The sequence below is a fragment of the uncultured Gemmiger sp. genome (genome assembly GCF_934561205.1).
In the GTDB taxonomy this organism is placed as follows: Bacteria; Bacillota; Clostridia; order Oscillospirales; family Ruminococcaceae; genus Gemmiger.
The window spans coordinates 1-17,833 of record NZ_CAKTFU010000025.1 but is presented as its reverse complement, the minus strand read 5'-3'; the positions used below and the strand labels follow the sequence as shown (position 1 = coordinate 17,833).

The 17,833-nt window shown below is 59.9% G+C and carries 16 protein-coding genes; 5 read left to right on the top strand and 11 right to left on the bottom strand.

Annotated features, from left to right (window positions below):
- Positions 1–100: 100 nt before the first annotated feature.
- Entirely contained in the window at positions 101–1,453 is a 1,353-nt protein-coding gene (locus tag Q0I19_RS11235; RefSeq protein ID WP_294759851.1) for a VWA-like domain-containing protein, read from the bottom strand.
- Between the two features lie 121 nt (positions 1,454–1,574).
- On the bottom strand, positions 1,575–2,495 hold the full coding sequence (locus Q0I19_RS11230; protein WP_294759850.1) for a leucine-rich repeat protein: 921 nt from the start codon (positions 2,493–2,495) through the stop codon (positions 1,575–1,577).
- Between the two features lie 242 nt (positions 2,496–2,737).
- Here Q0I19_RS11230 and Q0I19_RS11225 point away from each other — a divergent pair, with 242 nt between their 5' ends.
- Positions 2,738–3,097 (top strand): CidA/LrgA family protein, encoded by a 360-nt coding sequence (locus Q0I19_RS11225; RefSeq protein WP_294759849.1) that lies wholly within the window; start codon positions 2,738–2,740, stop codon positions 3,095–3,097.
- The gene (locus Q0I19_RS11220; protein ID WP_294759847.1) at positions 3,090–3,782 is read left to right on the top strand and encodes an LrgB family protein; all 693 of its coding nucleotides are present in this window, start codon (positions 3,090–3,092) and stop codon (positions 3,780–3,782) included. The genes Q0I19_RS11225 and Q0I19_RS11220 overlap by 8 nt, the downstream gene beginning before the upstream one ends.
- Positions 3,783–3,887: 105 nt before the next feature.
- Here the strand turns inward: Q0I19_RS11220 and Q0I19_RS11215 are convergent, their stop codons facing one another.
- The 6 genes from Q0I19_RS11215 to Q0I19_RS11190 all read right to left on the bottom strand — a co-directional run bounded on the left by Q0I19_RS11215 (position 3,888) and on the right by Q0I19_RS11190 (position 12,511).
- Positions 3,888–5,396 carry a response regulator gene (locus Q0I19_RS11215; RefSeq protein ID WP_294759845.1) on the bottom strand — a complete coding sequence of 503 codons (1,509 nt, stop codon included), beginning with the start codon at positions 5,394–5,396 and terminating at the stop codon, positions 3,888–3,890.
- Entirely contained in the window at positions 5,371–7,146 is a 1,776-nt protein-coding gene (locus Q0I19_RS11210; protein WP_294759843.1) for a sensor histidine kinase, read from the bottom strand. Before Q0I19_RS11210 ends, Q0I19_RS11215 begins: the two co-directional genes overlap by 26 nt.
- 57 nt (positions 7,147–7,203) lie before the next feature.
- Positions 7,204–9,210 (bottom strand): glycosyl hydrolase 115 family protein, encoded by a 2,007-nt coding sequence (locus tag Q0I19_RS11205; RefSeq protein WP_294759842.1) that lies wholly within the window; start codon positions 9,208–9,210, stop codon positions 7,204–7,206.
- A gap of 59 nt (positions 9,211–9,269) precedes the next feature.
- Positions 9,270–10,121 (bottom strand): carbohydrate ABC transporter permease, encoded by an 852-nt coding sequence (locus Q0I19_RS11200; protein ID WP_294759841.1) that lies wholly within the window; start codon positions 10,119–10,121, stop codon positions 9,270–9,272.
- 13 nt (positions 10,122–10,134) lie between these two features.
- The gene (locus Q0I19_RS11195; protein ID WP_294759840.1) at positions 10,135–11,049 is read right to left on the bottom strand and encodes a sugar ABC transporter permease; all 915 of its coding nucleotides are present in this window, start codon (positions 11,047–11,049) and stop codon (positions 10,135–10,137) included.
- A gap of 106 nt (positions 11,050–11,155) precedes the next feature.
- Entirely contained in the window at positions 11,156–12,511 is a 1,356-nt protein-coding gene (locus tag Q0I19_RS11190; protein WP_294759838.1) for a sugar ABC transporter substrate-binding protein, read from the bottom strand.
- A 307-nt stretch (positions 12,512–12,818) separates the two neighbouring features.
- Between Q0I19_RS11190 and Q0I19_RS11185 the strand changes: the two genes are divergently transcribed.
- Positions 12,819–13,568 (top strand): sialate O-acetylesterase, encoded by a 750-nt coding sequence (locus tag Q0I19_RS11185; protein WP_294759837.1) that lies wholly within the window; start codon positions 12,819–12,821, stop codon positions 13,566–13,568.
- A gap of 290 nt (positions 13,569–13,858) precedes the next feature.
- Here Q0I19_RS11185 and Q0I19_RS11180 read toward each other — a convergent pair whose 3' ends face one another.
- Complete coding sequence (locus Q0I19_RS11180; RefSeq protein ID WP_294759836.1) at positions 13,859–14,695, bottom strand: TIM barrel protein; 837 nt, start codon at positions 14,693–14,695, stop codon at positions 13,859–13,861.
- A 3-nt stretch (positions 14,696–14,698) separates the two neighbouring features.
- Complete coding sequence (locus Q0I19_RS11175) at positions 14,699–15,400, bottom strand: hypothetical protein (protein WP_294759835.1); 702 nt, start codon at positions 15,398–15,400, stop codon at positions 14,699–14,701.
- A 160-nt stretch (positions 15,401–15,560) separates the two neighbouring features.
- Between Q0I19_RS11175 and Q0I19_RS11170 the strand changes: the two genes are divergently transcribed.
- Positions 15,561–16,913, top strand: coding sequence for a glycosyl hydrolase family 28 protein (locus tag Q0I19_RS11170; protein WP_294759833.1), 1,353 nt, complete (start codon positions 15,561–15,563; stop codon positions 16,911–16,913).
- Between the two features lie 16 nt (positions 16,914–16,929).
- Complete coding sequence (locus Q0I19_RS11165; protein ID WP_294759831.1) at positions 16,930–17,247, top strand: L-rhamnose mutarotase; 318 nt, start codon at positions 16,930–16,932, stop codon at positions 17,245–17,247.
- A 313-nt stretch (positions 17,248–17,560) separates the two neighbouring features.
- Here the strand turns inward: Q0I19_RS11165 and Q0I19_RS11160 are convergent.
- A partial coding sequence (locus Q0I19_RS11160; RefSeq protein ID WP_296023762.1) for a glycoside hydrolase family 88 protein occupies positions 17,561–17,833 on the bottom strand: 273 nt, incomplete at its 5' end.

Here is a 17,833-nt window from a genome sequence, read left to right as displayed (position 1 = left end):
GCGGCACGGCATCTGCGTTGCCAAAATGCTCGATAATACACAAAGTATTATCTGCGCTTTTGGCTTAGCAGCTGCCGTACCTCGCCTGCCGTATCGGCACTTAGAATTGTGCGGTATTGCCCTCGGTAAAATTGATGGGCGGCGGCGCGGGCGGCGGGGTGAACTCGTCGGGCTGCAGCACCAGACGCAGCGCCCACGGCGGCACCTCCGGCTCGGCGCCCGCCTGCGGCAAAAAGATAAAGGCGGTGTCAAAATCCGGGCGGCGGCTGGGGAAAATGCCCTTGCCGTCGGTAAAATACAGCACGCCCTGCACCTCGCGCAGGGTGCCGCTGCGGCGCAGTTCCTCAATGCGGGCAAAGGCGGGGCGAAAATCCGTGCCGCCGCCGCCCACCAGCACAAAGCGGTCGGCATAGCGGGAAAGCGCGTCCAGATCGGTCAGCCAGACCTCATCGCGCACCGCGTTGTCCGCCTGCATCACCAGAATGCGGCACCGGGTAAAAAAGCTGTCGCGGCTTTTTAATACGGTAAAGGTTTCGCGCAAAAACGCCTTGACCATCTTGCCGGAGGTGGACTCGCTGGTGTCCAGCACGATGACGAAATCGCGTATTTTTTTCACCTCACGGCTTTCCAGCGGCTCGATCAGCGGCAGGTTGCCGTAGGTGCGCAGCCCGTAGGTGTAAAACCCAAGGTCAAATTCGTCCGGGTCAAGGTGCGGTTCCTCGTGCCAAACGGCGAATTTACGCAGAAAATCGTGGTAGCTGCGGCGGCTGCGGGCGGCCTGTAATTGCAGCTGCACGGCCTCGGCAGCGGCGGATTCCCCGGCGCGCTGCCCTGCCTCCTCCATACTGATCTGGGTCTGGCGTCCCAGCTGCTCCCACTGCCGCCCCTGCATCTGCGCGGCGGGGCTGTCGGTGTCCTCGGGCCAGAAGCGGTGGTCGTCGCAGGTAAATTCGCGGTGCCATTTTTGCAGCGTTTCGGCGTTTTGCGCGCACAGCAGCCGATAGATCGGCCCGGCGGCGGGCGCACCGTTTTGGCGTATCTGCGCGTAAACCTGTTGGCGCAGCCAGCCGACGGGGCGGCCGACCAGCGGCGAGTGCAGCGTGTCCAGCGTGTTTTCCACGGCGATGTCGCAGGCAAGCCCCCACACGTCGGGGTCACGCCCGCCGCGCAGCCACGGATGCCGGAAAATGCAGTGCAAAACGCTGTGCAGATACGTCCGCGCCAGATACCTGCGGTTCTGCCGATATAGACGAATCAGCCAATCGGACGGGTAGTATAAATGTGCGCCGTCCGTGGCGAAGGCGAAAATGCCGGCACATTCGGCGGGGGGCAGCGCCCCCAAGGCGGCGGTCAGATACCGCTGATCCAGGTAGATTTGTGCGCGGGTTTTCTCCATAATGCGGGTGGCGATACTTTTCTCCCACTCGGTTTGGGTCTGGATGTGACGGTTCAAAACTTCACCCGCTTTCAAGTTTTCAACGATACTGTGGAAAACTCTGCAAAATTAAAAATGACAGAACGTATAATAAATAGCTATATTCTACAATATGGTAAATATAACGAATTGTAAAAGATTACAAATCGTCAAAATCATAGCTTTTTGGTGCCTTTTTGGGTCTTTGCAGCAAAATCGCAGCCCCGCTGCTCCACCCGGCGCGCCCGCAAAGGGCGGCGGCAGCGGCGGTGGGCAGCCCCAGCGCCACCAGCACCCGCAGGGCGGCCTCGTCCCGGCGGCGTATGGCCAAAGCAAAGGCAGCATCGGGGTGGGCGGTCAGGTAAAATTCGTAGTCGGTGCGGGCGGCGTCGCTCAGCGCAAAGGGCAGGCAGAGCCGCGCCAGCGCCAAACGGCAGAGCGTCTGCACGCTTTCGCCCACGCACGCCTGTGCAAACACGGCGTCATAGGCGGCAAAATCCACCGCGCCCGCCGCAAAGCATTGGCGCATCCGGTAGCCCTCGCCCTCCAGCTGGTGGTTGAAGATGTGCGCGGGGGCGTTTTCGTCCATGTACTCAAAATATTCGGGGTAGAACAGCTCGGCCAGCGGCTTGCCTGCGGGGGCGAACTGCACGCACAGATCGGCGCTGACGCCTACCAGCAGCTTGCGCAGCCCTGTGGGGGCGGCGGGGTCGGCGTGCAGAACCAGCGTTTGCAGGCTGCGGCAGTTGGTAAACAGGTCGCTGCCGAAATCCTCGGCCGCCGCGCCCATCTGCACGGTGCGCAGATTGCGGCAGTTGTAGAACGCGGCGCTGTGCAGGGTACGCAGGGTGTCGGGCAGGGTGACCTCCTGCACGAACTCGCCCACAATTTCATGCGTGTCGGCGCTTTGGGACGGCCAAAGCTGACCACCGCTGACCGCCTTGGCGGAAAAACAGTAGGCGCCCAGCTCGGTCACGGGCAAGCCGTCCACGGCGGCGGGCACGACGGGGCAGGGGGTATCGCCCAGCACGCGCAGGATTATTGCGCCGTCACGGCCGCGCGTCCACAAAACCGATGCCATAGCATACCTCCCCAAAATACATATATCTGCATTATAGCACAAAACCCGCGCAGGGAAAAGAGGGCAGAGCACGGAGTTTGGCATTTCGGCAGGGGAAATCCGCACGGCAGACACAGCTGAAAAAACACGCGCAAAAGGGCGTTTGTCTGTGCAGTTCGCGCATTGCGCAAATCCGTTTTTGGGTGTAGAATAAAAAAATTGGGGCAAAGCCCCGACTGCCGTTTTGGCCTGAGAGGTGTTCTATGGAACTGGTATTTGAATTTGCGAGGATCTTGTTTTTCTGCTTTGCGGGCGAGCTTTGCCACGCCCTGCTGCCGCTGCCCATTCCGTCCGGTGTGTACGGGCTGCTTTTGCTGCTGGCGGCGCTGCGCTTTGGGGTGGTCAGGCTGCATCAGGTGCGCCGCGCGGCGCTGTTTTTGACGGGTATTTTCCCGGTTTTGTTTGTGCCCGCGGCGGCCGGTGTCATGGAGCTGTGGGCGGAGCTGCGCGCCATGCTGCTGCCCGCCGTGCTGGCGCTGGTGCCTGTCACGGTGCTGGTCATGGCGGTTTCGGGCCGTGTGACGCAGCACTTTGTCCAAAGAAAGGAGCGTCCCCATGTCTGATTTTCTGCAAAACTCCGCTGCGTGGGGTGTGCTGCTGACCCTGGCGGCCTTTGCGCTGGGCAGTGTCATCAACCGCCGCAGTGGCATGGCGGTTTTGAACCCGCTGCTGCTGGCCACTGTGTTTGTGGTCGTGTTTTTAAGTGTGCTGGGCATACCCTGTGCGGCGTATCAGGCAAGCGCCGCGCCGGTCAGCTATCTGCTGCTGCCCGCAACCGTGAGCCTGGCCGTGCCCCTGTACGAAAAATGGGATCTGCTCTGCCGCAATCTGGCGGCGATTCTGGCGGGCATCCTGGCGGGTGTGGCGGCCAGCCTGGGCAGTGTGCTGGTGCTGGCGCTGCTTTTGCGGCTGGATCACACCCAGTATGTCACGCTGCTGCCCAAGTCGGTCACAACGGCCATCAGCATGGATGTAGCCGCCGAGCTGGGCGGCATTGCGGCGCTGACGGGGGCACTGGTTATCCTGACAGGCATTGTGGGCGCCTTGCTGGCCGACACGGTGTTCCGTGTGTTCGGCATCACCGACCCCATCGCCAAGGGGATCGGCATCGGCAGCGCGGCCCATGCCGTCGGCACGGCCAAGGCCCTGCAGATGGGCGAGGTCGAGGGCGCCATGAGCGGCCTGGCCATCGCCGTGGCCGGTGTGCTGACGGCGCTGCTCTGCCCGCTGGTCGCCAACCTGATATAAAAATAGGAAAAAGCGACACGCCGCAAAAAAGCGCCCGGACGGTTGAAAACCTCAGCCGTCCGGGCGCAGTTGTTTTGCTGTTTTGGGGCAAATCTGGGGGAAAATTCAGGCTTTACCGTGCGATAGAATTTGTTTATCCGCTGCGCCCAATGCATACTGCTTCGGTGTCATGCCGACCAGCTTGCGGAAGGCGCGGGAAAAATACTGCTCGTCGGAGGCAAAGCCGACGGTTTCCGCCAGCGCGGACAGCTTGAGGTCGCGGTCCTCTGCCAGCAGGTGCTTGGCGATCTCAATGCGGTCCGCCGTCAGGCGGGTGGCGAATTTGTCGCCGGTCAGCTGCTGCAATTTGCGGCTGAGATAGTCGGGGTTCATAAACAAAATGTCGCGGGCAAACCACTGCATGGTCAGCTCTTTTTCCGGCAGATGGCTGTAAAACTCCCGCAGGATCAGCTGCTCGGTGCGGGTGGACTTGGTCATAACCTCGCCGCCGGTGCGGTGCTGCCAGATGCTGTCCGCCAAATAGCCCAGCAGCCCGGCGTAGCCTGCCGCCTGCGTGTCGGGCGCACTGCCGCAGATATAACGCACGGCGCGCATACACACATCGCGCTGCACGGCGGGGGAAATTTCCTGCATCTGCATCGACAGCAGAATTTTGCTGCAGGCAAAGCAGAGGGCGGCGTAGCTGTCGGCGGCGCGCAGGGCATCGTAGTTCATCAGGTGGGCGGCGGTGTGCTGCTCGGCATTCAGGCGCTCGAGCAGGGTCAGGGTGTTTTCGGGCGCGGCTGCCTGTAGGCGCTGCGCCTGCTCGTACAGCTCTGCCAGCTGCGCCACCGTGCCGCGCGCGCTGCCGGTCACCGTCAAAATACCCGAACGGAACCGCGCAAACTCGCTGCACAGGCGTTCGACCGCCGGGGTCAGCTGGTCATACAGCGCTGCGTCCACCAGCAGGCAGACATCCTGCGAAACCGAGGTATCCGCCAGAAGCCCGCCCTCGGGCAAAAGCTCCGCCATCATATTGACGATGGCGTACTGCTCTAAGTGGTCGATGCCCTCCCGCGTGTGGAGCAGCAACAGCAAAATGCGCCGGTCGCCGCCGCCCAGATTTTCGGCCACGGTGGGCATACGGTTCCAGCTTTCACGGCCCAGCAGCAGGTCGCGCAGGGCTTTTTCGCGCGCCATGGGTGCCATACGCTGCACGGCGTTTTCCATTTCGGTGGTTTTTTTGGCGTTGCTGCGGCGCTCGTGCAGCTCGGCGCGCGCCTGCTCCAGAACCGGCAAAATTTTCGATTCATCGCATGGTTTTAAGATATAGTGGCGTATCCCTAACTGCATTGCCTGGCTGGTGTACTCGTAGTCGCCGTAGCCGGACAGCACCACAAAAATCGTGTCGGCGTTTTGCTCCTGCGTGGCGCGGATCATCGCCAGACCGTCCATAACCGGCATTTTTATGTCGGTTATTACGATATCGGGGTGCTTTTCCTCCAACAGCGCAAGACCGCGCTTGCCGTTGATGGCAGTGCCGACCAGCTCGTACCCGGCGCTTTGCCAGTCGATCAGCTCTGCCATGCCGTCCAGCTCGATCTCCTCGTCATCGACGATCAGCAGCTTCTCCATCGGGGATACCTTCCTTTGCGTTTTGCTTTTTCAGCACGATTTTTACCGTTGTGCCGTCGGTTTCGTTGCTCTCTATGGCAAAGTCAAATGCCGTGTACAGCATCGAAAGCCGTTCGTAGATGTTTTTCAGCCCAATGCCGTGTCCCTGCGGCTTTACGGTAAAGCTGCGCATTTCGGCAAGGTGTTGGGGTTCGATGGGCGCGCCGGTGTTGTGCACCGCCAGCGTCAGCGTGTCGGCCTCGGCGCGGGCGGTCACCGTGATGCGGCAGACGTCCTCGCTCTCCTCCACGCCATACTTGATGGCATTTTCAACCAGCGGCTGCAGGGTGAAATGCGGCAGGTACCAGCTTTCCAGATTGCCGTCGGTTTCCAGCGCAAAGGCGGCGCGGCGCTTGTAGCGCAGCTGCTGAATGTCAATGTAGTTGCGCACCAGCTGCACATCGGCCGCCGCCGTGGTGTTCTGCTTGGGCGAAAGCGCCGCGCGCAGCATATCGCCTAAGCTGATGATCAGCCGGTTGGCGTCCTCGGTTTTGCCGGCGCGCACCAGCCAGCTCAGCGTGCTGAGGGTGTTGTACAAAAAATGCGGGTTGATTTGGGCTTGCAGCATTTTGTAGCGGGTGTCCTGCAAAAGCAGCTGCTTTTCGTAGTTTTCGTGGATCAGCGTGTCGATCTGCCCCAGCATCGCGTCCACATCGCGGGTCAGCGTGCCGATCTCATCCGCGGAGGGCGCTGCCGGCAGCATGGCGCGGGCGGTGGCAAAATCGCCGCCCTCCACGCTTTTGACGGCCTCGCTCAGGGTATGCACGGGGCGGGTGACAAGGCGCGCCATGCGCAGCATGACGAAGCCGAAAACGACCAGGATCGCGCAGCCGCCCAGCAGCAGCGACCAGCGCGCGCGGATGGTCTGACCGTAAATGTCCGAGTAGTTGAACACACTGCACAGCCGCAGCCCGCTGACGGGGGAGGTCAGCCAGCAGACAAAGATTTTTTGCCCGCCTAAGGTTTGCACCGCATAGCCCTGATGGGTGGTGGACGGGATGATATTGGGCGTTGATGCGTTGCTTTGGTAGACAAGCTCGGTGCCGTTATACAGGTACAGCTCGGACGGGCGGCTGCTGAGGGCGTCGATCTGGTCGTTGAGAAGCTTTTCGATATCCACCGTGACCAGCACGGTACCCAGCTTTTGCATACTCATATTCTGGCTGCGCAGCACATCGCGCCCGCAGATAAAATACGGGTAGTCGGCATCGGGCGGCAGCAGCACAAAGCTGCCGGGGGTGCGCGCCAGATCCTCCGCCAGCGCGGCGCGGCGCTCGTCGCCCGGGTCGGGGAAGGACTGCCCCACCACAATGTTGTTGCCGTGCAGGTCGATGTATTGCAGCGCATTCGCCTGCCCGGTCAGGTAGAGCTTTTCCAGCAGAAGCGGGCGCACGCCGGTCAAAAGGTAGTAGTATTGCGCGGTTTCGGCATCGGCGGCAGCTAGCTGCGCCAGCTGGTTCTGTACCGAGGTGTCAACGGCGATACTGCGCGTAAGAACGTCCATTTCCTGCAAGTCGTCATCAAGGCGGCGGACGAAGAAATCCAGCTCCTGCAGGGATTTTTCATACAGCTTTGCCTCAAAAACCGACAGACCGATGTGCAGCGCGCCGACCATCAGGGCGCAGCTGAGCAGCGTCATCACCGTAAAGATGCTGACGAATTTCTTGGCGATGGGCCAATCCCGGAATTGTTTTTTGAAGCGTTGCCACATAAGAAACCTGCTTTTGTTGGGTGGTGGGGGAGGGGGCGGTCAGGATAAGGGGGCCATTCACTCTCCCCAGCGCTGTTCCATCAAGCGCCATAGTTCATCATCAGTGGGGTGGTTGTCGGTGTTCAAAATCAGCATAATGCGGCGCTCCTGCTCGGGGTCGCCGAATTCGCGCATCCACGCATAGTAGTGCGGCCCTTCGCCCAAGGTGCGGGCAAAGCTCATCAGGTAGCCGCACACCTGCGCGGTCTGCTTGACATCGGTCTGACATTCGTTGGCATAAAAATCTATCCATTTGCCATGCTCGCGGTCGCGCATGGCACGGTTTGCCAGGGTGTACAGCCGCTTGGCGCAGCCCGCATAGTAGAAGCAATGCTGCCAGTCGGCATCCAAAGCGGCGGTCAGCGCACGGCAAACAAACGCCGCGCCCTGCGCCCACAGGTCGTACAGCTGCGCCTGCAGCAGTACGGTGTCGGCAAACAGGGTCTGTGCGCGCCCGGTCAGCTCGGTGCTGGTTTTTTCACATTCCCGGCGATAGGCCGCGTAATTTTGCACTGCCCGGTGGAAAATTACGGCGCAGTGCTGTACCTGCTCGCGCAGGGTGGGGGCGTCGCAGAGCCAGCGCAGCTCCTCGGCGGGGGCGGTGCGGTCTGTGATGCACTGTGCCATCAGCATACGCGGCACATGGTTATAAAACTGGTCGCCCGCGCGGTCATCGGCATTGGGTCCGTAGGACACCGCAAAGTCGGCGTAATCCAGCAGACACTGCGCAATTTCGCAGCGGTGCAAAAGTCCATAATAGCCGGCCGTGTAGGCAAGGCTCTGGCGCCCGGCGTCGGCGGTGCCGTCCCGCCAGCAGCGGGCGATCAGATCCAGCATATAGGTGTGCGGCTTTACGTTGGAGCAGTTCACCAGCCAGTAATCGTCGGCGCCGTGTTCCCTTACATCGGCCAATTCCTCGGTGACGAATTGGGCGGAGTTGGGCAGCATCGTAATGTGGCTGGCCGCCTGCAGATCGTAGAAGGAGGCATGGTAGTAGATGCCGTGGGCACCGTTGTCGCCGCGCGGCGGCAGGGCAGGCACACGGGGGTTCGCGTTGCCTTGGCGGCGGCTGACCATCTTGCCGTAGCCGTTGTCCGCCCAGATTTTAATGACGTCGGCGGGCAGCTGCAAAAAGCCGTCCTTGTACAGCTCCATCGTTTCGCCGTACAGGTTCGTGCAGCAGACGGCATCGGGGTCGTTGCGCTTGACCAGATCGTACTGCTCTTTTATTAAGGAAGAAATCAGCGCACCGCGTTTTTCCGGCGTGTCGTACTGGGGGTCATCATCCCAGAAGGGGCGGTCGCCCTGCCCGCGGAAACCGATGTTCCAAATCACGCGCATACCCTTTTGCGCGTCAATGCCCGCCTGCCACAGCGCGTGGAATTTTTCGGGGTACTTGCTGTACATCGGCTCCAAGTCGGGGTAGGCTTGGGCGAACATCTCGGCGCCCAAAGGTTCGGCGTGGTGGTGGGTCAGGATCAGACCCATATCGGCAGCCGCCCGGCGGTACAGCAGGGCGTTCTTGCCGGTGCCGGGTATGACCATATTGCCGCCCAGACGCAGCAGCGCCTCAAACGCCATAACAAACGGCAGATCGGCGCGGCGCTCGACCTTCCAGTGGGAAATCAGCGTTTCATCGTTGATAAACCAGCCGCGGTATTTCACCTTATACGGCTTGGACTCCACCACCGTGCCGGGGTCGATGGTTACGCCTTCGCGCGCGGTAAAGCTCTGGTCGCACCAGAACCAAAACGGCTGCACGCCCAAAAAGCGGCGGCTGATCTCAAACAAACCGTAGACAAAGCCCAGATCGTCGGCGGCGGAAAGCAGCAGCGAATCCGCGTTCGCCGTCAGGGTGTACTGCTCGGCGGGCAGGTTGTCGTTGGTGTTCAGCAGCAGCCGCCCGCCGGGCTGCTGTGTGGGGGCAAACGCCTTGTCCATATCGCGGCGCAGTGCGTGCAGCGCATACTGTACAGGCTTGGCAGCAGCTGCTGCGGGGAGAATGGTATTTCTGTTGAAAAGCATAAAAATCACTCTTTCCAAAACAGGCGCTGTGGCAAAACACAGCGCCTGTACAATATATTTTAACCCTTAATGCCGTCTGTGGCAATACCCTCTACTAAGTATTTCTGGAATTTGATAAAGACTAAGATAACCGGCAGCAGCGATATGACCGACATCGCAAACAGACCGCCGTAGTTGCTGTAGCTGTTGGGATCGAGATACAGCTTCAGCGCCAAAGGAATGGTGAAGTTCTTGGGGTTGGAAACGAAGATCAACGGCTGGAAGAAGTCCTGCCAGATCCAGTAGAAGGCGAAGATGGACGCCGTCACGATGGAAGGCTGTACGACAGGCACCAGAATCTTGAACAGCACGCCGATCTTGGAGCAGCCGTCCAGCATGGCAGCCTCGTCCAGATCGCGGGGGATGCCGCGCATATACTGCACGATCAGGAAGATGAAAAAGGCATAGCCGAACACCCAAGGCAGCGTCATGGAAACCAGCGTGTCCGAAAGACCCAGCTTTTTCAGGATGATGTACTGCGGCACGACCATGACCTGCGAGGGGATCATCATCGTCATAACGATGCAGCCGAACCAGAAGTTCGCGCCGCGGAAGTTGATGCGGGATACGGCGTAGGCAGCCAGCAGCGAGCAGAAGATGGAGCCGACCACCGAAACCAGCGTGACAATGACGGAGTTCTTGAAGAACGTCCAGAACGAAATGCCGGCAATGCCTGCAAAACCACTGGTGTAGTTCTGCACGATATCCCATTTTTGGGGCACAAGGCTCCACGCATTGAGGAACATCGTGTCGTTGGACTTACAGGAACTCATCAGCAGCCACAGCAGCGGATAAATCATGATAAAGCCAAGTGCGCAGGAAAAAACATGGAAGAACACAGACTGTGCCTTGGAACTTTTTTGACCGACCATTGTGTTTTCCTCCTTATCCTTCGTAGTGTACCCATGCATCCTGGCTCTTGAACAGGATCATGGTGGCGATACCGATGATGACCACAAGAATCCACGCCAGCGCGCAGGAGTAACCCATGTGGAAGTTGGTAAACGCCGAGCGGTACAGGTACAGCACATAGGTCAGGGTGCTGTCCATGGGACCGCCGTTGGTGATAACGTAACTCTCGGTAAATACGCGGAAGCTGGTGATGATCTGCTGCACCATATTAAAGAAGATGGTGGGGGTCAGCATGGGCATCGTGATCTTCCAGAACTGCTTCATGGGGGAGGCACCGTCCATGGCAGCGGATTCATACAGCGAAACGGGAATCTGCTTCAGGCCGGACAGGAAGATCAGCATACAGGAGCCGAACTGCCACACGCCCATCAGCACGATGACGAACAGCGCCGTCTTGGGGTTGCCCAGCAGGGACATCTTTTGGTTGATGCCCAGCATGGCCAGCAGGTTCATCAGCACGCCCTTGTTGCCGAAAATCTGTTTCCAGACAACGGCAACGGCGATGGAGCCGCCGACGATGGACGGAATGTAGTACAGCACGCGGTACACGGCCATGCCCTTGTGCTTTTTGTTCAGCAGGGAGGCAACAAACAGGGCAAACGCCAGACGCAGCGGCACGACCATAAAGACGTAGCTGAAGGTCACGATCATCGCCTGCTTGAAGTTCTTGTCGCCGGTAAAGATAGTGATGTAGTTTTTCAGCCCCACAAAGTTCGGGGCGGAAAGCAGGTTGTAGTCCGTCAGGGAGTAGTAGATGGACATAGCGGCCGGAATCAGCCACATCAGGATAAAGCCGAACAGCCAAGGCGCTAACAGCAGGTAACCGGTCAGGTTATCCTTGGGGTTGTAATGAACCTTGGGTTTGGCGGCGGTTTTCAGCGCGGGCATAACAGGAACCCCCTTTTTTGGCATAAGAAAGGGAGAGGGTCAAAGGGATCGACCCTCCCCCATTCCGAAGAAACGTTTATGAAGGAAAAACTATGAAGGAGATGACTTAGTTGTTGGCGGCCAGGACGGCGTTGACCTCAGAACGGAACTGGGCAGCAGCGTCAGCCGGGGTGGTCTGACCGTAGAACACGGCGTAACCGATGTTCTTGAAGATGGTGTTGATCTCGCTGATGCCGGCGGGATCGGCAGCGGGGGTGTTGCCGCAGTAGGCAGCGGCGGTGTCAACAAAGTTGAACATATCCTGCTGCTGGGCGGTCAGGTTGCCGGAGTTGATCAGATGCTCACGGGCAGCGGCAGAAGCGGGGGTGCCGCGCTCGCCCATCATGATGTCGTTGGCTTCGTCAGAGTTCAGGAACCAGTTGATGAACTCGGCAGCCTCTTTCTTGACGTTGGAGGTTTCGGAAACGCAGAAGAACATACCGGGCTTGTACCACAGGGCCTTGGTGTTCTTGGCGTTGGTGGGGGGCGTGACCATCTTCAGGGTATCGTTGCCGGCGTTCGCACCGATGGTGGTGAAGTTGTTCCAGCTCTGGTGGAAGGCGGCATCGTTGGTGATAACGGGGTTAGCGTCGTTGCCCAGGGTAGCTATCTGCTCGTACTCGTCGGGGTTCGGCACAGCACCGGCGTCGATCAGATCCAGCCAGTAAGCGAAGAAGTCCTCGGTGATCTTGTCGTCCTCGTAGCCCAGGCTCTTCTTGTCCTCAGAGAACAGGTTCTCGCCGTAGCCGCGGACCCAGTAGTTGAACAGGTTGGTGTCGATAACGGGGGAACCGCCCATGCCGTACTTGCCGGTCTTTTCCTTGACGGTCTTGGCGGCGGCGGCAAAGTCGTCCCAGGTCCAGCCGTCGGCGGGAGCCTCCAGACCCGCTTCCTCCAGCACGCCGGGGTTGTAGGTGAAGGACACCAGAGAGGTGGACAGGGGGATGCCGACGGTCTTGCCGCCGATGTTGGAGGCGTTCATCAGGGCTTCGTCAATGCCGGAGGCATCGATGGTGCCGTCGCTGATGTAGCTGCTCAAGTCAGCCAGGGAGCCGTTCTGTGCGTAGGTGGAGATGTACATGTAGTCCATCTGCACGATGTCGGGCATGCCGCCGGTGGCAGTGTCGGTGGCCAGCTTCTCAAAGTAGCCGTCCCAGCCGGAGGGCACGGCTTCGAAGGTGATGTTGGGATGCTCGCTGGTGTAGAGGTCGAGCACCTGCTGGGTCAGGTCGTGGCGGGTCTGGCCGCCCCACCAGGTGATGCGCAGGGTGACGGGGGCGTCGGCAGAGGTGCTTGCCGCTGCGGAAGAAGCAGCCTCACTGCTGACAGCGAAGCTGCTGCCGGCAGAGCTGCCGCCGCAGGCTGCCAGAGAACCTGCCATCAAAACGGCCATGGCAGCGCTGACAATGCGTTTGTTTTTCATATTGGATTTTCCTCCTTCTATGTGGGGGCTGTTTGTTTCGTTCAGCCCCTTTCGTTGTCTATAGGATAGCGCAGATTTTGACAAAAGAAAATGGACGCATCCGACTTAGTTCTTGAACAAATCCGACTTTTTTGGGGCTTTGACGCCCGCCCGCCGACAAAGTCGGAAACGTCCAAGAAAAAAGTCGGATTTGTGGGTTGCATCAGAACCCGACGGGGCTATACTTATAATAAAGGCAATACAGCATAATTCTAAGTGCCGATATGGCGGGAATTGTGCGGTATTGCATGAATAAAAGGAGCTTTTTATGAAAACCGTGGATCTTCTCTTTTTTATGGGGCAAAGCAATATGGCAGGGCGCGGGGATGCCGCCCTTGCCCCCGTCGTCACCCCCGGTATGGGGTACGAATACCGCGCCGTCACCGACCCCGACACCCTGCACCCGCTGGCAGAACCCTTCGGCGTGAACGAGAACGACCCCGCCGGGGTCAATGAACCGGGCATGAAAACGGGGTCGATGGTGTCGTCCTTCGTCAATGCCTGCGCCGCCCAGACCGGCGTGCCGGTGGTGGGGGTATCCTGCGCCAAGGGCGGCTCTGCCATTGCCGAATGGCTGCCCGGCACACCGTACTATCAGGATGCCGTGCGCCGCGCCCGCAAAGCCCGCGCCTTTTTGCAGGCAAACGGCTATACCATCCGCCGCAGCGCCATGGTCTGGTGCCAGGGCTGCACCGATGGCGACCTGCACACCTTAAAAACCGTGTATAAGCTGGACACCGACCGCGTCATCCACGAGTTTATGACCGATGCCGGGCTGGAAACCTGTTTCTTGATCCAGATCGGCAACCAGCGCGACGAGCCGGAGCTGTACCTGCCCATCCAGCAGGCGCAGGAGGAGCTGGCTGCCGCCTGTGACGACATTATTCTGGTCAGCCGCCGGTTCAAAACCTTTGCCGCCAAGGGGCTGATGAAGGACCGTTTCCACTATTTACAGCCCGCCTATAATGAGGTGGGCGAGGAAGCCGGGCGCAACGCGGCGGCCTATTGGAATCGCTGACAAAACACGAAAAAGCCCAACCGCAAAACGGTTGGGCACAGACTGTCGATAAACCTAACGGGATGATTGCGGCCTTTCGGCTGCTTTGTAGGGAACGGTCTTGACCGTTCCGTGCTGCCTCGCCAAAAGAACGGCGCAACGAGAAAACCGCGCGCCATTCGGCGCGATTTTATGCGCTGCGCGCGGCCAGATGTGCGGATGGGTCAAGACCCATCCCTACAAATCTTCCGGTAACAGGCTTTTTCTACAAGCTGACCCAACCGCAAAACGGTTGGGCGATTTTTTTACCTTTACACAGTGTCGGTCATCCTGCGCAGATACCGCACATCGGTGGTGTCGGCGGGCAGAATGACCTCGTCGCGCAGCAGCGGGGCGGCGGGGGCATGGGTCGCCAGAAAGGCACGAATGGCAGAATACTCCATATCGCCCGCGCCCAACGGCAGCAGCGTTTTGCTGCCGTCCGCCTCGATGCGGCAGTCCTTGACGTGTACGGCACCGAGCTGACCGCCGATGACCTCCAGCCAGCGGCTCCAGTGGGCGGTCTGGTACGCCTTGTCCTGCCCGTCCCTGGCACAGAACAGGTTGACGGGGTCAAAAATGACCTTGCAGTGCTGTGCATCGGCGGCAGTGTCCAGCACGGTGCGCAGCAGTTCCGGCGTGCAGAGGGGGTGTACGTCCACCGATTCCACGGCAAAAACGACGTTCAGGCGGGCGGCTTCCTCGGTGATGCGGGCGATGCTGTCCAGCATCAGCGGGCGGCGGGCAGCCTTTTCCTCGTCCGTGCAGGCACCCCATGCCGTTTCACTGCCCACCATTTTGGCACCCAGCACCTTTGCATAGCCCAGGGTTCGCTTTACGGTATCCACAGCGGTGCGGCGGGCGTCCGCATCGGGGGCAGACAGGTCCTGATAGCAGCTCAGCACCGAAATTTCCACGTCCTGCGCGGCAAACGCCGTGCGGATCTCTGTAAGCTGGTCGTCGGTGATGTGGGCAAAATCCTCAATGCCTGCAATGGCGCGCGGCATGGCGAGCTGGGCGGCGTTGTACCCCTTGGCACGCAGCGTGGCAGCAAGCGCGGCAGCGGGCAGCTTGCCGTAATCGTGGGCGCGGCAGCCGATTCTTGTCATGGTTCAGTCCTCCGTTCCCGCAATGCGGGGCAAAAATACAAAGTTGTGTCCGCTGTCCGGGTGGGCTTTCTGTTCGGGCGTAAAGCGCGCAAAATGACTTTCGGGGTCGGCGGCGATCCAGGCGTCCAGTTCGGGGCTGTGTGCGCCCGGCTGATGCCGGATATTGACGTTGGTGCGCGGTTCTTCGAGATAAGAAAACAGCACGCCCTCCTGCACGCAAATCAGGTGCCAGCGATCCCCCTCGACCAGCCCCTCGGTGACGATGCGCAGATGGTGTTCCATATAGCTGCACCATTTGTCGGGCGGCAGCAGGGCAATGCGGCCCCGGCGGCGCTGCGGGCAGCGCCCCTGCTGCCAGTCGGCGGCGGTAGTGGGTACATCGTGGTAAAAGTACGGCTGCATGGCGGCCCATGGGCGGGGCAAGGCTTCCCCCAGGGCGGGCGGCCATGGCAGCAAGGCTGCGTCCAGCGCGGGGCAAAGCCCCTGCGGTGTGAACGGGCGGTTCAGCCCCTCGGCGTAGAAAAACAGGTGGGTTTCGCAGCGGAAAAGGCTTGCGGTCAAAAGGCTTCCGTCGGCCTGGGCCTTTTGCAGTGCGGCGGAAAACGCGGCAAAAACGGCGTCAGGGACGTCCGTGCGCAAAACGGCATGGAAGGAGCCGCGGCAGACGGCAGCATCGGCAAGCGCGGCAGGCAGTGTGCAGGGCATAAGACTTCTCCTTTGTTTTGTGATTATTCTTTATTATAGAAGGAAAAAACAGCAAATACTATGCGCAATAGTATAGAATCCTTTGTGAAAATTACACTTTACAGGCTCCGGTATCTGTGCTATGCTTAGGGTACAGTACAGGCAAAAAGGAGCGGAAAAGATGGACTACGATATTTTGCGCTGCGGCGCTGTGGCGGACGGCACGACCAACTGTGCGGCGGCGATCCAACAGGCGGTCGATGCAGCCGCAGCGGCAGGCGGCGGACGTGTTGTTGTGCCGGCGGGGCGGTTTTTAAGCGGCTCGGTGCTGCTGAAGGACAACGTGGAGCTGCATCTGGAAAGCGGCGCGGTGCTTATCAGCAGCCTGAACCCCGACGACATCGTGCCGTTCCCCCAGGGTGGGGACGGCACCGACCCCGATGACACCGCCGACGGCTGGGAGGGCGGCTTCTTTTTGGGTGCCAGCCACGCCAAAAACGTGACCATCAGCGGGATGGGTACGATTTACGGTCAGGGCGACAAGGTGTTTTTGGACAAGGACGCGGACAACGGGTTCCACGAATGTCCGAAATTCTGCGCCGTATTCCGCCCGCGCATGATGCTGTTTGAGGCAGTCGAAAACTTTACTGTGCGCGATGTGACCTTGCAGGACGCGGCGTTCTGGACGCTGCACATGGCGGGCTGCCGGCATGTGCGCATCCAAAACATCAGGATCCTGAACGATGACCGCGGTGCCAACAACGACGGCATTGACCCCGATTGCTGCCGCGATGTAGTCATCTCAAACTGCCTTGTGCGCACCGGCGATGATGCCATCGTGGTCAAATCCACAGGGCCGATGTCCCGCCGTTACGGCGCAAGCGAGAACGTTGTCATCACGGGGTGCGTCTTACATTCCCGCGATTCAGCGCTGAAAATCGGAACCGAAACCCACGGTGTCATCCGCAATGTGACCCTGAGCGACTGCGTCATTGACGATTGCTCCCGCGCGGTGGGCGTCTGGGTGCGCGACGGCGGCACGGTGGAGGATATCCACGTCCACCATCTGACCGGCTGCACCCGCCGCTATGCCGACGCCTACGCCCTGCCCGGTGCGCCGGGCTGGTGGGGCAAGGGCGAGCCGCTGTTTGTCAGCGCCACGCCGCGCAAGGGCAAGACCGGGTCGGCCGGTGTGATACGCCGTGTCAGCTTTGACCATCTGTACCTGACAAGTGAAAGCTGCGCTTTTGCGGCAGGGGAGCCGGACAGCGAGATCCGGGACCTGCGCATCAGCGAAATGCACCTGATTTTGCAGCATCGGGGTACCCAGCCCGGCGGCTTGTTTGACGAGCAGCCCTCGGCGCGGCACATCTACCCGCACGCCATCCCGGCGCTGTACGCCCGCTGTGTGGACGGGCTGACCGTTACGGACAGCACCGTGCGCTTTGTCGGTGAAAACGAGGCGTGGGACGGTCGCGTGACGGAACTGGAACACTGCCGCCGCACAAAAACGGAACTGGAAAAACTGGTATAAAAAGGAGTGCATACAAATGGAGCATATGGCATGGAAAGGGCGCATCAAGCCCGGCTGCAAGGAAGAATATCAGCGCCGCCACGCGGAGATCTGGCCCGAAATGGTCAAGGTGCTGAAGGAGGCGGGCATCTGCAATTACAGCATTTTTTACTGTAATGACGAGCTGTTCGGCTATTATGAGTGCGAAAAGGGCGTTGCCTACGCGGAAAAAGTGCAGTCCGAAAGCCCTGTTGTGGATCGCTGGAACGAGTATATGAAGGACATTCTGGAGCTGGAAATGGACCCCGTAACGGGCGCCCAGCCCAAGCTGGAGCAGGTGTTCCGGCTGGATTGAAAAAGTGTGAAACTTTGATGCAGGCAAAAGCCCCCGCTTGTAGAAGAAGTCTGTTTCCGGGACATTTGTAGGGATGGGTCTTGACCCATCCGCACATCTGGCCGCGCGCAGCGCATAAAATCGCGCCGAACGGCGCGCGGTTTTCACGCTGTGTCGTGCTTTTGGCAAGGCGGCACGGAACGGTCAAGACCGTTCCCTACAAACCAACCGAAAGGTCGCAAAGGGTGCATAAGGTCAAATAAGGTTTTTCGACAGTCTGAGACAAAAGCCCCCGCTGCTTACGGCAGCGGGGGCTTTTGCCATGCCGGACAGTTTACAACGCGCCGTCGGAGCGGACGTTGTCGTAGTTCAGCACACCGGCGAAGAATGCCAGTGCCAGACCCTGACCCCAGCCCTGGATCCAATCGCGGCTGATGCCGCGGTAGCCGTCAGCGTCCTTCATGACCGCCGTCCCGCCCGAAACATTCAGCACGCGGCCGTCGGGGCTGACATTGGCCAGCATACCGGGGATCGCCTTGTTGATGTACTTGATGTGCAGGGGGTTGCCCTTGGTGATCATGGCAGCGGCGATGCCCGCGCTGGCGCT

Coding starts and splice junctions, on each gene's coding strand:
- Q0I19_RS11230 (WP_294759850.1), bottom strand. CDS start 2,495: ATGGCATCGGTTTTGTGGACGCGCGGCCGTGACGGCGCAATAATCCTG.
- Q0I19_RS11225 (WP_294759849.1), top strand. CDS start 2,738: ATGGAACTGGTATTTGAATTTGCGAGGATCTTGTTTTTCTGCTTTGCG.
- Q0I19_RS11220 (WP_294759847.1), top strand. CDS start 3,090: ATGTCTGATTTTCTGCAAAACTCCGCTGCGTGGGGTGTGCTGCTGACC.
- Q0I19_RS11215 (WP_294759845.1), bottom strand. CDS start 5,396: ATGGAGAAGCTGCTGATCGTCGATGACGAGGAGATCGAGCTGGACGGC.
- Q0I19_RS11210 (WP_294759843.1), bottom strand. CDS start 7,146: ATGTGGCAACGCTTCAAAAAACAATTCCGGGATTGGCCCATCGCCAAG.
- Q0I19_RS11205 (WP_294759842.1), bottom strand. CDS start 9,210: ATGCTTTTCAACAGAAATACCATTCTCCCCGCAGCAGCTGCTGCCAAG.
- Q0I19_RS11200 (WP_294759841.1), bottom strand. CDS start 10,121: ATGGTCGGTCAAAAAAGTTCCAAGGCACAGTCTGTGTTCTTCCATGTT.
- Q0I19_RS11195 (WP_294759840.1), bottom strand. CDS start 11,049: ATGCCCGCGCTGAAAACCGCCGCCAAACCCAAGGTTCATTACAACCCC.
- Q0I19_RS11190 (WP_294759838.1), bottom strand. CDS start 12,511: ATGAAAAACAAACGCATTGTCAGCGCTGCCATGGCCGTTTTGATGGCA.
- Q0I19_RS11185 (WP_294759837.1), top strand. CDS start 12,819: ATGAAAACCGTGGATCTTCTCTTTTTTATGGGGCAAAGCAATATGGCA.
- Q0I19_RS11180 (WP_294759836.1), bottom strand. CDS start 14,695: ATGACAAGAATCGGCTGCCGCGCCCACGATTACGGCAAGCTGCCCGCT.
- Q0I19_RS11175 (WP_294759835.1), bottom strand. CDS start 15,400: ATGCCCTGCACACTGCCTGCCGCGCTTGCCGATGCTGCCGTCTGCCGC.
- Q0I19_RS11170 (WP_294759833.1), top strand. CDS start 15,561: ATGGACTACGATATTTTGCGCTGCGGCGCTGTGGCGGACGGCACGACC.
- Q0I19_RS11165 (WP_294759831.1), top strand. CDS start 16,930: ATGGAGCATATGGCATGGAAAGGGCGCATCAAGCCCGGCTGCAAGGAA.